The organism is Streptomyces koelreuteriae, assembly GCF_018604545.1.
GTDB classification, from domain to species: domain Bacteria; phylum Actinomycetota; class Actinomycetes; order Streptomycetales; family Streptomycetaceae; genus Streptomyces; species Streptomyces koelreuteriae.
Window position 1 is genome coordinate 6,494,668 of record NZ_CP075896.1, and the last position, 13,302, is coordinate 6,507,969.

The 13,302-nt window shown below is 69.9% G+C and carries 12 protein-coding genes; 5 read left to right on the forward strand and 7 right to left on the reverse strand.

Annotation, left to right across the window (positions count from 1 at the left end; translation table 11 throughout):
- Positions 1-99 precede the first annotated feature (99 nt).
- The 3 genes from KJK29_RS29245 to KJK29_RS29255 all read left to right on the forward strand — a co-directional run bounded on the left by KJK29_RS29245 (position 100) and on the right by KJK29_RS29255 (position 2,699).
- The gene (locus tag KJK29_RS29245) at positions 100-1,101 is read left to right on the forward strand and encodes a TerC/Alx family metal homeostasis membrane protein (RefSeq protein WP_215122169.1); all 1,002 of its coding nucleotides are present in this window, start codon (positions 100-102) and stop codon (positions 1,099-1,101) included.
- Positions 1,102-1,234: 133 nt separating this feature from the next.
- A complete protein-coding gene (locus KJK29_RS29250) occupies positions 1,235-1,537 on the forward strand; it encodes a hypothetical protein (protein ID WP_215122170.1) in 303 nt (100 codons plus the stop codon).
- A gap of 61 nt (positions 1,538-1,598) precedes the next feature.
- Entirely contained in the window at positions 1,599-2,699 is a 1,101-nt protein-coding gene (locus KJK29_RS29255) for a calcium:proton antiporter (protein WP_215122171.1), read from the forward strand.
- Here the strand turns inward: KJK29_RS29255 and KJK29_RS29260 are convergent.
- Together KJK29_RS29260 and KJK29_RS29265 are read right to left on the reverse strand one after the other, a co-directional pair.
- A complete protein-coding gene (locus KJK29_RS29260) occupies positions 2,689-4,011 on the reverse strand; it encodes an MFS transporter (protein WP_215122172.1) in 1,323 nt (440 codons plus the stop codon). The two genes, KJK29_RS29255 and KJK29_RS29260, sit on opposite strands and share 11 nt — an antisense overlap.
- Before the next feature lie 93 nt (positions 4,012-4,104).
- Positions 4,105-5,151, reverse strand: a complete 1,047-nt coding sequence (locus KJK29_RS29265; protein WP_215122173.1) for a S66 family peptidase — start codon at positions 5,149-5,151, stop codon at positions 4,105-4,107.
- A gap of 103 nt (positions 5,152-5,254) precedes the next feature.
- Between KJK29_RS29265 and aroQ the strand changes: the two genes are divergently transcribed.
- Positions 5,255-5,728 carry a type II 3-dehydroquinate dehydratase gene (gene aroQ / locus KJK29_RS29270; RefSeq protein WP_215122174.1) on the forward strand — a complete coding sequence of 158 codons (474 nt, stop codon included), beginning with the start codon at positions 5,255-5,257 and terminating at the stop codon, positions 5,726-5,728.
- 71 nt (positions 5,729-5,799) lie between these two features.
- On the opposite strand, the gene KJK29_RS29275 is transcribed toward aroQ, so the two are convergent.
- The 5 genes from KJK29_RS29275 to KJK29_RS29295 form a co-directional block, all read right to left on the reverse strand.
- The gene (locus KJK29_RS29275) at positions 5,800-6,552 is read right to left on the reverse strand and encodes an amino acid ABC transporter ATP-binding protein (RefSeq protein WP_215122175.1); all 753 of its coding nucleotides are present in this window, start codon (positions 6,550-6,552) and stop codon (positions 5,800-5,802) included.
- A complete protein-coding gene (locus KJK29_RS29280; protein WP_370869212.1) occupies positions 6,549-7,448 on the reverse strand; it encodes an amino acid ABC transporter permease in 900 nt (299 codons plus the stop codon). The genes KJK29_RS29275 and KJK29_RS29280 overlap by 4 nt, the downstream gene beginning before the upstream one ends.
- Positions 7,449-7,450: 2 nt before the next feature.
- Complete coding sequence (locus KJK29_RS29285) at positions 7,451-8,323, reverse strand: ABC transporter substrate-binding protein (RefSeq protein ID WP_215122177.1); 873 nt, start codon at positions 8,321-8,323, stop codon at positions 7,451-7,453.
- Between the two features lie 292 nt (positions 8,324-8,615).
- A complete protein-coding gene (locus KJK29_RS29290; RefSeq protein ID WP_215122178.1) occupies positions 8,616-9,272 on the reverse strand; it encodes an MBL fold metallo-hydrolase in 657 nt (218 codons plus the stop codon).
- Between the two features lie 35 nt (positions 9,273-9,307).
- A complete protein-coding gene (locus KJK29_RS29295) occupies positions 9,308-9,997 on the reverse strand; it encodes a maleylpyruvate isomerase family mycothiol-dependent enzyme (protein WP_215122179.1) in 690 nt (229 codons plus the stop codon).
- A gap of 223 nt (positions 9,998-10,220) precedes the next feature.
- Between KJK29_RS29295 and uvrA the strand changes: the two genes are divergently transcribed.
- On the forward strand, positions 10,221-13,211 hold the full coding sequence (uvrA, locus tag KJK29_RS29300; RefSeq protein ID WP_215122180.1) for an excinuclease ABC subunit UvrA: 2,991 nt from the start codon (positions 10,221-10,223) through the stop codon (positions 13,209-13,211).
- Positions 13,212-13,302 lie beyond the last annotated feature (91 nt).

The window sequence follows — 13,302 nt, forward strand, 5'->3', positions numbered from 1 at the left end:
GATCAGGCCAGATCCCGGGGCGTCGGCCCATCCTTGGGTGGAAGAGACCTCCGGCAGCGACGACGCTGACATTTGCCGTTAACGACTGCCGGAGGCGCAGTGGATGTTTCCGTGACCCTATGGGTCCTGACGATCGTGGGTCTCGCCGCCCTGATCGCGGTCGACTTCTTCATCGGCCGCAAACCGCACGACGTGTCGATCAAGGAAGCCGGGATCTGGACGATCGTCTGGATCGTGCTGGCCGCGCTCTTCGGGCTCGGTCTGCTGGTGTTCGGCGGCGGCCAGCCCGCCGGTGAATTCTTCGCGGGCTTCATCACCGAGAAGTCGCTGAGCGTCGACAACCTCTTCGTCTTCGTCCTGATCATGGCGAAGTTCGCGGTGCCCTCGCAGTACCAGCAGCGCGTTCTCCTGATCGGTGTTCTCATCGCCCTGGTCCTGCGGGCCATCTTCATCGCGGCCGGCGCGGCGATCCTCGCCAGCTTCGCGTGGGTGTTCTACATCTTCGGCGCCTTCCTCATCTACACCGCCTGGAAGCTCATCCAGGAGGCCCGGGCCGACGAGGAGGACGAGGAGTTCGAGGAGAACAAGCTGCTCAAGGCGGCCGAGCGCCGCTTCGGTGTGGCCGACCGCTATCACGGCACCAAGCTGTGGATCGAGGAGAACGGCAAGCGGGTCATGACCCCGATGCTGGTCGTGATGCTCGCGATCGGCACCACCGACGTCCTGTTCGCCCTCGACTCCATCCCCGCGATCTTCGGCCTGACGCAGGACCCGTACATCGTCTTCACGGCCAACGCGTTCGCCCTGATGGGTCTGCGTCAGCTGTACTTCCTCATCGGCGGCCTGCTGAAGAAGCTGGTCCACCTGAGCTACGGCCTGTCGATCATCCTGGGCTTCATCGGCGTGAAGCTGGTGCTGCACGCGCTGCACGAGTCCGGGGTGCATGTCCCCGAGATCAGCATTCCGGTCTCGCTCGGCGTGATCTGCTCCGTCCTGATCGTCACCACGATCACCAGTCTGCGAGCTTCCAAGAAGCAGGCGGCGGCCGAGGCGGCACAGGGGGAGAGCGGAAACGCTCCGAAGGACAGCATCGACGTCTGACCGCGTCGGACGACTTAGGAACAACCATCACCGGGACCGGTGGCCGGCGAATTGCCGACCACCGGTCCCGGTGCTTGCTTGGTTCCTGAGCGTGTTCCCCGGTCCGGGGGCGCCGTGGCCGGCTGGAGGTGCCATGAAGTTCGTGCAGATCATCGACTTCGAGACCGAGCACTTGGACGAGATGGAGCAGGTGTTCGAGGAGGCGGGGCAGCGCTTCGCCGGCCGGACGGGCGGCCCCACGCACCGCATCCTCCTGAAGGACCGTGACAACCCCCGCCGCTATCTGGCGCTGATCGAGTTCGAGTCGCACGAGGAGGCCATGCGCAACAGCGACGACCCCGAGACCGGCAGGATGGCGGAGAAGCTGGGCGCGCTCTGCATCGGCGAGCGTGTCTACACCAACTGCGACCTGCTGGACGCGAGCGAGCTCAAGTAGCCCGGCCCGGGCCCCGCGCGACCGGAGTGCGGGGCCCCCGGACCTCTGCGACGATCACTGCATGATCGCTCGGCGCAGGCCGCTCACGGCACAGTGGACGACCTTGGTGCCCGTGCTCGCGGCCGTGCTGCTGGTCCTCACCTGGGGGCGCGATCTGCCGGCGGCTGTCGTCGCGCTGGTGACCCTGGTCCTGGCGGGAGCTGTTCTGTCCGCCGTCCACCATGCCGAGGTGGTGGCGCACCGGGTCGGTGAGCCGTTCGGCTCCCTCGTTCTCGCCGTCGCCGTCACGATCATCGAGGTCGCCCTCATCGTCACCCTGATGGTCGACGGCGGGGACAAGAGCGCGACACTGGCCCGCGACACGGTCTTCGCAGCCGTGATGATCACCTGCAACGGCATCGTCGGCCTGTGCCTCCTGGTCGCCTCACTGCGGCACGGCACGGCCGTCTTCAACCCCGAGGGCACCGGCGCCGCACTCGCGACCGTCGCGACCCTGGCCACGCTCAGCCTGGTGCTGCCGACGTTCACCACGAGCAAACCGGGCCCGGAGTTCTCCACCGTCCAGCTGACCTTCGCGGCGGTCTCCTCGCTGATCCTGTACGGCCTGTTCGTCGCGACGCAGACCGTGCGGCACCGGGACTACTTCCTGCCGATCACCCGGCAGGGCGATGTGATCACCGCCGAGGAGCACGCCGCGGCGCCGACCGCCCGCACCGCCATGATCAGCCTGGGACTGCTGGGCCTGGCGCTGATCGGTGTGGTCGGCCTGGCCAAGGGTGTGTCGCCCACCATCGAGTCCGGGGTGGAGGCCGCCGGGCTGCACCAGGCCGTGGTCGGCGTGATCATCGCGCTGCTGGTGCTGCTCCCGGAGACCATCGCCGCGATGCGCTCCGCACGCCGCGACCGTGTGCAGACCAGCCTGAACCTCGCCCTCGGCTCGGCCATGGCCAGCATCGGCCTGACCATCCCCGCCGTCGCGCTCGCGTCCGTGTGGCTGTCCGGCCCGCTGGTGCTCGGCCTCGGCGCCACGCACATGGTGCTGCTCGCGCTGACCGTGGTGGTGGCCTCCCTGACGGTGGTCCCGGGCCGGGCCACACCGCTCCAGGGCGGGGTCCATCTGGTGCTGTTCGCGGCGTACCTGGAACTGGCGATCAACCCGTAGGCGCCCCAGCCCCGGACCCCGCCCCAGCTTCGGCCTCCGCCTCCACCTCAGCCTTCGCCCCCGCCTCCCCGGGCACCGGCCGCGTCTCCGGCAGCAGCGCGAAGCACCCCAGGCTGACCAGCGCGATCGCCGTCAGATACGCGGCCACGCCCCAGGGCACCCGCCCGCCCTGCTCGGCGAGCGCGGTCGCCACGATCGGCGTGAGCGCGCCCCCGAGGACGCCGCCGAGGTTGTAGCCGACGGCGGCGCCGGTGCAGCGCACCCGCGGCTCGTACAGCTCCGGCAGATACGCGGCGATCACGGCGAACATCGTGATGAACGAGAGCATCGCCCCCAGGAAGCCGAGGAACATCGGCAGCGGCCTGCCGGTGGCCAGGAACGCGACCATCGGGAACATCCACAGGGCGGCCGCCGCACACCCGGCCAGGCACATGGGGCGTCTGCCGTAGCGGTCCCCGAGCATCGCCACCAGCGGCGTGAGCGCGCCCTTCACGAGCACCGCGCCCATGATGCAGGTCAGCATGACGGTGCGGCTCACCCCGAGCCGTTCCGTGCCGTACGCGAGGGACCAGGTCGTCACGGCGTAGAAGATCGCGTAGCCGATCGCGAGGGCTCCGCCGGTCAGCAGGAGGAGGCGCCAGTGGTCGCGCAGGACCTCGGCGATCGGCACGCGCGCGTGGTCGTCGAGTTCGAGGAAGCTGGGGCTCTCGGGGAGTGACGAGCGCAGCCACAGCCCCACGAGCGCCAGCACGCCCGCCGCCCAGAACGGCACCCGCCATCCCCACGCGGCGAACTGCGCCTCGGACAGCGTCGCCGACAACCCCAGCACCACACCGTTGGCGAGCAGGAACCCCACGGCGGGCCCGACCTGCGGGAAGCTCGACCACAGCCCCCGTCGCTCGGCGGGCGCGTGCTCCACCGTCAGCAGCACCGCCCCGCCCCACTCCCCGCCGAGCCCAAGCCCCTGCAGGAAGCGCAGCACCAGGAGCAGCAGGGGAGCGAGCACACCGATCGTGTCGTACGTGGGCACACAGCCGACCGCGACCGTGGAGGCGCCGGTGAGCAGCAGGGAGGCGACGAGGACCGGCCGTCGCCCGCGCCGGTCCCCGATGTGGCCGAACAGCACCGACCCCAGCGGACGCGCCACGAAGCCCACGCCGAACGTGGCGAAGGCGGCCAGTGTCCCGGCCACCGGCGAGAAGGTCGGGAAGAACAGCGGCCCCAGGATGAGGGCCGCCGCGGTCCCGTAGACGAAGAAGTCGTAGAACTCGATGGCCGTGCCGGCGAGCGAGGCGGCCGCGAGGCGCGGCATGGAGGGTGCCCTTACGGAGCGTACGTCGTGCATGCCGCGTCAACTACCCACGGTGACGGCCGGTTACGGGGGCGCGCGGGGGCTCGGGGTCCTTCAGTAGGTGACCGTGATGCGCCTCTCCGGTCCGTCCACGCGCACGATTCCCCCGTACGGGATCACCAGTTGCGGATCGGTGTGCCCGAAGTCCACGTCGAAGACGATCGTGGTGTCGGGAGCGTAGGCCCGCATGGCGCGCAGGACGGCCTCGCGCTGGTCGGAGGCGTAACGAGCGGCCTCCTCCGGGGTGTTGGGACGTTCGAAGAACCAGGTCTTCGGACGGCCCATCAGCAGCGCCGGGAAGCGCTGGAGCAGCCCGCGCTCGCCCATGTTGCGCAGGGTGCTGAAGACCTCCGCGGCGCTCGGCATGTCCTCCGAGGTCTCCAGCAGCAGCACCCCGCCGTCGTACTCGGACGGGTCGCGCGCGATCTCGCGGTCGGCCATCAGCAGCCACCCGAGGATCTCCAGGCACCCGCCCCAACTGCGGCCCTCCACCACCCGGTCGGCGTTGAACCAGGTCCAGCCGGTCCCGGGCCGGGTCTCCGGCTCGGCGTCGAAGGTCGCCGGATCCGCCCAGTCCCGGTCGAGGTCACGCCACCGTTCGGCGGGCTGCAGCTCGTACGGGCCGGAGGTGAACAGGGCCGCCCGCAGGGAGTCGGCGGTCTGCGGGTGCAGGGCACCGGGACGGCCCAGCTCGACCATGACGCTCCCGCCGTGGTAGCCGACGATGCCGCTGTTGCGCAGGAACGCGAGCAGGTTGGTGTTGTCGCTCATCCCGAAGAAGGGCTTCGGGTTCGCCCGGATCAACTCCCGGTCCAGCAGCGGCAGCACGGTGATCTGGTCGTCCCCGCCGATCGACGCGATGACCGCCTTGATGTCCGGGTCGGCGAAGGCGGCGTGGATGTCGTCGGCCCGCTCCCGGGGCGTCGAGCCCATCCTGCGCGTCGCCGGATACTCCACCGGCTCCAGCCCGAACTCCTTGCGCAGCCGCTCCAGCCCCAGCTCGTAGGGGAGCGGGAAGAGCCCCGGCAGGCCGGAGGAGGGGGAGATCACGGCGATACGGTCACCGGGCGAGGGCTTGGGCGGATAGGCAAGGCTCGTCATGCCGGGAGGCTACGGCCCGGCGCGCTGTCGGCGCACCGTGATAAACCGGGTCCGAGCAGCGGTCCGTCACGGGCCGCCCGACCCTGAACGGACCGGAGGAACCGTGCCCCGCACCCTGGCCCACGCCCCGATCATGATCCTCAACGGCCCCAATCTGAACCTGCTCGGCCAGCGTCAGCCGGAGATCTACGGCTCGGACACACTCGCCGACGTGGAGGCCCTCTGCGCCAAGGCGGCGGCCGCGCACGGCGGCACGGTCGACTTCCGCCAGTCCAACCACGAGGGCGAGCTGGTGGACTGGATCCACGAGGCGCGGCTGAACCACTGCGGCATCGTGATCAACCCGGGTGCCTACTCGCACACCTCCGTCGCCATCCTGGACGCCCTCAACACCTGTGACGACCTGCCGGTGTTGGAGGTCCACATCTCCAACATCCACAAGCGCGAGTCGTTCCGGCACCACTCCTACGTCTCGCTGCGCGCCGACGGGGTCATCGCGGGCTGCGGGGTGCAGGGCTATGTGTTCGGGGTGGAGCGCGTCGCGGCGCTGGCGGGGGCGGGGCAGGCGGACGCCTAGACCCTGCCCGCGTTGCGCGAGGTAAGCCCCGACGGCCATGGCAAGCGCCCCTTACACAGGGCTCGCCCCGCCTATAGCCGCCCCGCCTCCACGATCCGCCGCAGGAAGCGCCGCGTGCGCTCCTGCCGCGGTTCCCCGAAGACCTGCTCGGCGGTGCCGCGTTCCAGCACCACGCCGCCCTCCAGGAAGCACACCTGGTCGGCGACCTCCCGCGCGAAGCCCATCTCGTGCGTGGCCAGCACCATGGTCATGCCCTCGCCCTTCAGATCGCGGACGACGGTGAGGACCTCGCCCACCAGCTCGGGATCGAGGGCCGCGGTGATCTCATCCAGCAGAAGGAGCCGGGGGCGTACGGCCAGGGCGCGCACGATCGCCACCCGCTGCTGCTGGCCGCCGCTCAGCCGGTCCGGGTACTCGCCCGCCTTGCCGTCCAGCCCCAGCCGCTCCAGCAGCTCACGCGCGCGTGCCTCGGCCTTGGCGCGGGGCAGGCCGTGCACCCGGCGCGGAGCGAGCGTGATGTTCTCCAGCACCGTCATGTGCGGAAAGAGGTTGTACGACTGGAAGACCACGCCGATCCGGCGGCGCACGGCGTCCTGGTCGACGCGCGGGTCGGTGATCTCCTCCTCGTCCAGCCAGATCGCCCCGTCGTCGATCTCTTCCAGCAGGTTCGCGCACCGCAGCAGCGTGGACTTGCCGGAGCCGGAGGCGCCGATCAACGCGGTCACCGTGTGCGGGGCGACCTCCAGGTCGACGTCCCGCAGGACGACCGAGCCGCCGAAGGTCTTGCGGACGGACTCCATGCGCAGCACGGGCGTCTCGCTCATGTGGTTCCTCCCTGGGCCCGCCGGCGGTCCATCCGTGCCGTCACCCAGTCCGTGAAGCGGGTCATGGGGATGGTCAGCGCGACGAAGACCAGCCCCGCGACGATGTACGGCGTGTAGTTGAGGCTGCGGCCCACGATGATGTCGGCGGCCCGTACGGCGTCCACCGCACCGCCGATCGAGACCAGCCCGGTGTCCTTCTGGAGCGACACCAGGTCGTTCAGCAGCGGCGGCACCTGGCGGCGTACCGCCTGCGGCAGCACCACGTGGCGCAGCGCCTGCCGGTTGCTGAGCCCGAGCGAGCGGGCCGCGGCGCGCTGCGAGGGGTGCACGGACTCGATGCCGGCGCGGAACACCTCGGCGACGTACGCCGAGTACGTCAGGGTGAGCGCGGTGCCGCCGAGGAGCACCGGGTCGACGGTCACTCCCTGGAGCCGCAGCGCGGGAAGGCCGAGGACCACGATCATCAGGTTGATGATGAGCGGCAGCCCCCGGAAGAAGTCCGTGTAGGCGGCGGCCAGGAAGCGCAGCGGGAAGAACACCGGGCCGCGCAGCGTCCGTGCGACGGCGATCAGCATGCCGAGGACGAGCACCGCGGCACCGCAGATCAGCAGCAGCCGGACGTTCAGCCACAGCCCTTCGAGGACCTTCGGGAACGCCTCGCGCGCGTACCCCCAGTCGAAGAAGGTCTCCTTGGTGCGCGGCCAGCCCGGGGCGTTGACGACGACCAGGTAGAGAACCACTCCGGTGACCAGGGTCGAGAGCGCGCCGATCGCGGTGGCACGCCGGGCCCGGGCCCGCTTGTAGCGCTCACGGTCCAGGCGCCGCTGCGAGGGGACGTAGCCGCCGTCCTGCTCCTCGCGCTCGGCGGAGCCCTCCGCCGCCTGCGCCTTGTCCACCGTCACTTGAGCACCGGAGCGTCGACGGCGTCCGACAGCCACTTCTGCTCGAGCTCGGCGAGCGTGCCGTCCTCGCGCAGCGCGTCCACGGCCCGCGAGACGCAGGGGGTGAGCGCGCTGCCCTTGTCGAGCACGAGACCGAACTGCTCCGGCGTGCCGCCCTGGTTCTCGAACTGGCCGACGATCCTCGCGTCCGTGATCTCGGCCCCGGTGATGTAGAAGGCCGTCGGCAGGTCCACGACGATGGCGCCGACCTGGCCGTTCTTCAGCGCGGACTTGGCCTGGTCGTTCTTGGCGTAGACGGCCGCCGCCTGATTCGGCTTCACCACGTCGTCGATGTAGTCGAGGCTGGTGGTGCCGACCTGGGCGCCCAGCTTCACGTCCTTCAGGTCGGCGATGCTCTTCGCCTTCGCGGCCTTGGAGCCCTTCAGCGCGACGACGGTCTGGCGCACGTCGTAGTAGCCGGAGGAGAAGTCCACGGCCTTCCTGCGCTCCTCGCTGACGGACACCTGGTTGATGTCGAAGTCGAAGGTCTTCTCGCCGGGCGCGAAGGCCTTGTTGAAGGGAACGGTCTGCCAGGTGACCTTGTCCTTGCCGTACCCGAGATGCTCGGCGACGGCGTACGCGACCGCCGACTCGAAGCCCTTGCCGCCGGCCGGGTCGTCATCCTTGAACCAGGGCTCGTAGGCGGGTTCGTCGGTCGCGATGGTCAGCCTGCCCGAGTTCTCGGTGGCCAACTTGCCCTTCTCACAGGTGTTTCCGCCGGACGCCGACGGCCGGTCCGATGCCTCCGGCTGCGGGGCACAGCTCACGGCGGCGGCGAGGAGGACGACGACGGCGGCAGCGCGGCGCAGGGCACGCGGGGCAGGATGCATGGCGGGAGATTGGCAGCCGACGGACCCGTTTGTCGAGGTCACGACGACATGTTCCGCATGGTGGGAACGGGTGTTGCAATCTTGTGAACAGCCGGGGCCGCCGGCCGAGGGCGGGGATCGACAGGCCGGCGGCCCATCCGCCCAGGAGCCGTCATCCTGCGCGGGGCTCCTCCCAGTTGACCGCCCGACCAGGGGCGAGGGGAGCGCATGTACGGCACCGGCGTGTGCGAACGATTCACACGGGGCGCGTGCGCGGCTCACCACCCGCCACGCATGCGCCCCGCGTGAGCGGTCACCACCCGCGCGCGTGCCACTCCGGAAGCTGCGGGCGCTCCGTGCCCAGCGTCGTGTCGTTGCCGTGCCCCGGGTAGACCCAGGTCTCGTCCGGGAGGACGTCGAAGATCCTGGTCTCCACATCGTGGAGGAGGCTGGCGAACGCCTCGGGGTCCTTGTGGGTGTTGCCCACACCGCCGGGGAACAGGCAGTCCCCGGTGAACACATGGGGATGCCCGTGCGGGTCGTCGTAGACGAGGGCGATCGAGCCGGGCGTGTGCCCGACCAGGTGGCGCGCGGTGAGTTCCACGCGCCCCACCCGGACGGTGTCGCCGTCGTCGACCAGGACATCGGTCCGTACGGGGATGCCGTCGGCGTCGTCCCGGCCCGCGTACGTGCGGGCGCCGGTGGCGGCCACGACCTCGGCGAGCGCCTGCCAGTGGTCGCCGTGCTGGTGGGTGGTGACGACGGACGCGATGCCGTCGCCACCGATCATGCCGAGCAGGGTCTCCGCCTCGTTCGCGGCGTCGATCAGCAACTGCTCGTCCGTGGCCCTGCAGCGCAGCAGATAGGCGTTGTTGTTCATCGGGCCGACCGCGATCTTGGTGATCATCAGGTCCTTGAGCTCGTGCACGTCGGCGGGCCCGCCGACCGTCACCTCTCCGCTGTACGTCATGTCCGCCAGCCTATAGCGGGGGAGCGGCCCGGGTCCTAGAGCGGGGGCAGCGCCGGAAGCGGGCCGCCGGCCGTCTCCAGCGCGGATCCGGCTCGGCGTCCGGCGAGCCAGCCCAGCAGATCGGCCGGGGGACCGGTGACGGTCACCTCGGGTCCGTCGCCGGCCTCCCGTCCCGTGCTCCACGCGCGCGTGCCGTCCGTGACGCGTGTGGGCGGTACGTCGGGATGCCCGGCGAACCGGTCGGCCAGGAAAACGATCTCCCGCTCGGTGAACTCCGCCGGCAGATCCTCCAGCTCGTACCCGATCCCCAGGTCCACGTGGTGCAGCTCCACCTCCACCCAGCGCCGGAACGGCACCCGGGACGCGGAGTCCGTGACCCCGCCCCGCAGCTCCACCGTGCGCGACCAGTCCGCCGGAGCGGCCCCGGTCCCCTGGAAGCGGGCCGCGCTCTCGCGCAGGTCGGCGAGCTGGACGTCGAGGGCGCGCGGGGCGTCCCGCTCGATGTCGGCGTCCCGGGCCTCGCCGGAGACGTACATGGGACGCCCCTCGAGGACGTTCACGAGGGCGTCCGCGTTGCGGGCGAGGTGGGCGATGACATGGCCACGGGTCCAGCCGGGAAGCCGTGACGGCTGCGTCACAGACGCGTTGTCCAGTTTGCCGACTGCGATGAGCAGCCGTTCCGTGGCGTCCTGTACAGATGCCAGGTCATGACCGTGATCAATCATGGTGCTGACCCTAGCCCCGCCACACCTTCGGGTGAAGGTGGTGAACGAGTGCCGTAAATCGAATGCACGTGCTATAGGGTCGGACGTGATGTCGGGCATGCTGGAGAGCCGGGGTTTGTTGGCAACCCGTGAATCCGACCGGCGTTGTCAGTGGCTCCCCCTAGTCTGAGAAAAGACGGGGGCCCCGCCCCTGTCACTTCTCTCAAGAAAGGTGCGGACCGGCGTGGCCGACCGTCTCATCGTTCGTGGAGCGCGCGAGCACAACCTCAAGAACGTCTCGCTCGACCTCCCGCGCGACTCGCTCATCGTCTTCACGGGCCTGTCGGGGTCGGGCAAGTCCTCGCTGGCCTTCGACACCATCTTCGCCGAGGGGCAGCGGCGCTACGTGGAGTCGCTCTCCTCCTACGCCCGGCAGTTCCTCGGCCAGATGGACAAGCCGGACGTCGACTTCATCGAGGGCCTCTCCCCGGCGGTCTCCATCGACCAGAAGTCGACCTCGCGCAACCCGCGCTCCACGGTCGGCACCATCACCGAGGTCTACGACTACTTGCGGCTGCTCTTCGCGCGCATCGGTAAGCCGCACTGCCCCGAGTGCAGCCGCCCGATCTCCCGCCAGTCGCCGCAGGCCATCGTCGACAAGGTCCTGGAGCTGCCCGACGGCAGCCGCTTCCAGGTGCTGTCGCCGCTGGTGCGCGAGCGCAAGGGCGAATTCGTCGATCTCTTCGCCGAGCTCCAGACCAAGGGCTACTCCCGCGCCCGCGTGGACGGCGAGACGATCCAGCTGTCGAACCCGCCCACGCTGAAGAAGCAGGAGAAGCACACCATCGAGGTGGTCGTCGACCGCCTCACGGTCAAGGAGGGCGCCAAGCGCCGCCTCACCGACTCCGTGGAGACCGCGCTCGGCCTGTCCGGCGGCATGGTCGTGCTCGACTTCGTCGACCTCCCCGAGGACGACCCCGAGCGCGAGCGCATGTACTCGGAGCACCTGTACTGCCCGTACGACGACCTGTCCTTCGAGGAGCTGGAGCCCCGCTCCTTCTCCTTCAACTCGCCCTTCGGCGCCTGCCCGGACTGCTCCGGCATCGGCACGCGCATGGAGGTCGACGCGGAGCTGATCGTCCCGGACGAGGACAAGAGCCTCGACGAGGGCGCCATCCACCCCTGGTCGCACGGCCACACCAAGGACTACTTCGGCCGCCTCATCGGCGCCCTGGCCGACGCGCTGGGCTTCCGGACGGACATCCCCTTCGCGGGCCTGCCGCAGCGCGCCAAGAAGGCCCTGCTCCACGGCCACAAGACCCAGGTCGAGGTCCGCTACCGCAACCGCTACGGGCGCGAGCGCCGGTACACCACGGCCTTCGAGGGCGCCATCCCCTTCGTCAAGCGCCGGCACAGCGAGGCCGAGAGCGACTCCAGCCGTGAGCGCTTCGAGGGCTATATGCGCGAGGTGCCCTGCCCCACCTGTGAGGGCACGCGCCTGAAGCCGATCGTCCTCGCGGTCACGGTCATGGACAAGTCCATCGCCGAGGTCTCCGCGATGTCGATCAGCGACTGCGCGGACTTCCTGGGCGAGCTCAAGCTCACCGCCCGCGACAAGAAGATCGCCGAGCGCGTGCTGAAGGAGGTCAACGAACGGCTGCGGTTCCTGGTCGACGTCGGCCTGGACTACCTCTCGCTGAACCGCGCGGCCGGCACCCTCTCCGGCGGCGAGGCCCAGCGCATCCGCCTGGCCACCCAGATCGGCTCCGGCCTCGTCGGCGTCCTGTACGTCCTCGACGAACCGTCCATCGGTCTGCACCAGCGCGACAACCACCGCCTGATCGAGACCCTGGTCCGGCTGCGCGACATGGGCAACACGCTCATCGTCGTCGAGCACGACGAGGACACCATCAAGACCGCCGACTGGATCGTCGACATCGGCCCCGGCGCCGGTGAGCACGGCGGCAAGGTCGTCCACAGCGGCTCCCTGAAGGAACTGCTCGCCAACGCCGAGTCCCAGACCGGCCTGTATCTGTCGGGCAAGAAGGCCATCCCGCTGCCGGACATCCGGCGTCCGCTGGACCCGTCCCGGCAGCTCACGGTGCACGGCGCCCGGGAGAACAACCTCCAGGACATCGACGTGTCCTTCCCTCTGGGTGTGCTCACCGCCGTCACCGGCGTGTCCGGCTCCGGCAAGTCGACGCTGGTCAACGACATCCTGTACACACACCTGGCCCGTGAGCTGAACGGCGCGAAGAGCGTCCCCGGGCGGCACACGCGCGTGGACGGCGACGACCTCGTCGACAAGGTCGTCCACGTCGACCAGTCGCCCATCGGCCGCACCCCGCGCTCCAACCCGGCCACGTACACCGGCGTCTTCGACCACATCCGCAAGCTGTTCGCCGAGACCACCGAGGCGAAGGTCCGCGGCTACCTGCCCGGCCGCTTCTCCTTCAACGTCAAGGGCGGCCGCTGCGAGAACTGCTCGGGCGACGGCACCATCAAGATCGAGATGAACTTCCTCCCGGACGTGTACGTCCCGTGCGAGGTCTGCCACGGCGCCCGGTACAACCGGGAGACCCTGGAGGTCCACTACAAGGGCAAGTCCATCGCCGACGTCCTGAACATGCCGATCGAGGAGGCCACGGAGTTCTTCGAGGCGGTCCCCTCGATCGCCCGCCACATGAAGACCCTGAAGGACGTCGGCCTCGGCTACGTCCGGCTCGGCCAGTCCGCGACCACCCTGTCCGGCGGTGAGGCCCAGCGCGTCAAGCTCGCCAGCGAGCTCCAGCGCCGCTCCACCGGCCGCACGGTCTACGTCCTGGACGAGCCGACCACCGGTCTGCACTTCGAGGACATCAGCAAGCTGCTGACGGTCCTGTCCGGGCTGGTCGACAAGGGCAACACGGTCATCGTCATCGAGCACAACCTCGACGTGATCAAGACCGCCGACTGGATCGTCGACATGGGCCCCGAGGGCGGAGCGGGCGGCGGCCTGGTCGTCGCCGAGGGCACGCCCGAGCAGGTCGCCGGCATCCCGACCAGCCACACCGGCAAGTTCCTCCGGGAGGTCCTCGGCGCCGACCGCATCAGCGACGCCTCCTCGGTGAAGGCACCGCGCAAGGCGGCGGCGAAGAAGACGGCGGCGAAGAAGACGGTCCCGGCGCAGGCCAGGGCGAAGAAGACCGCGACCAAGGCCGCCGCGAAGAAGACGACGCGGACCAGCAAGAGCTGAGGACAGAGCTCAGGACCGCGCCGAGGCGCTGTGCGCCCACGGGATCATCGGTGACGATCTCCCGTGGGGCACAGCGCCTCGGCTGTCCTGA

Excerpts from the sequence above, each read along its gene's own strand:
- KJK29_RS29250 (WP_215122170.1), top strand. The coding sequence starts at position 1,235 with ATGAAGTTCGTGCAGATCATCGACTTCGAGACCGAGCACTTGGACGAG.
- KJK29_RS29255 (WP_215122171.1), top strand. The coding sequence starts at position 1,599 with ATGATCGCTCGGCGCAGGCCGCTCACGGCACAGTGGACGACCTTGGTG.
- KJK29_RS29260 (WP_215122172.1), bottom strand. The coding sequence starts at position 4,011 with ATGCCGCGCCTCGCGGCCGCCTCGCTCGCCGGCACGGCCATCGAGTTC.
- KJK29_RS29265 (WP_215122173.1), bottom strand. The coding sequence starts at position 5,151 with ATGACGAGCCTTGCCTATCCGCCCAAGCCCTCGCCCGGTGACCGTATC.
- KJK29_RS29275 (WP_215122175.1), bottom strand. The coding sequence starts at position 6,552 with ATGAGCGAGACGCCCGTGCTGCGCATGGAGTCCGTCCGCAAGACCTTC.
- KJK29_RS29285 (WP_215122177.1), bottom strand. The coding sequence starts at position 8,323 with ATGCATCCTGCCCCGCGTGCCCTGCGCCGCGCTGCCGCCGTCGTCGTC.
- KJK29_RS29290 (WP_215122178.1), bottom strand. The coding sequence starts at position 9,272 with ATGACGTACAGCGGAGAGGTGACGGTCGGCGGGCCCGCCGACGTGCAC.
- KJK29_RS29295 (WP_215122179.1), bottom strand. The coding sequence starts at position 9,997 with ATGATTGATCACGGTCATGACCTGGCATCTGTACAGGACGCCACGGAA.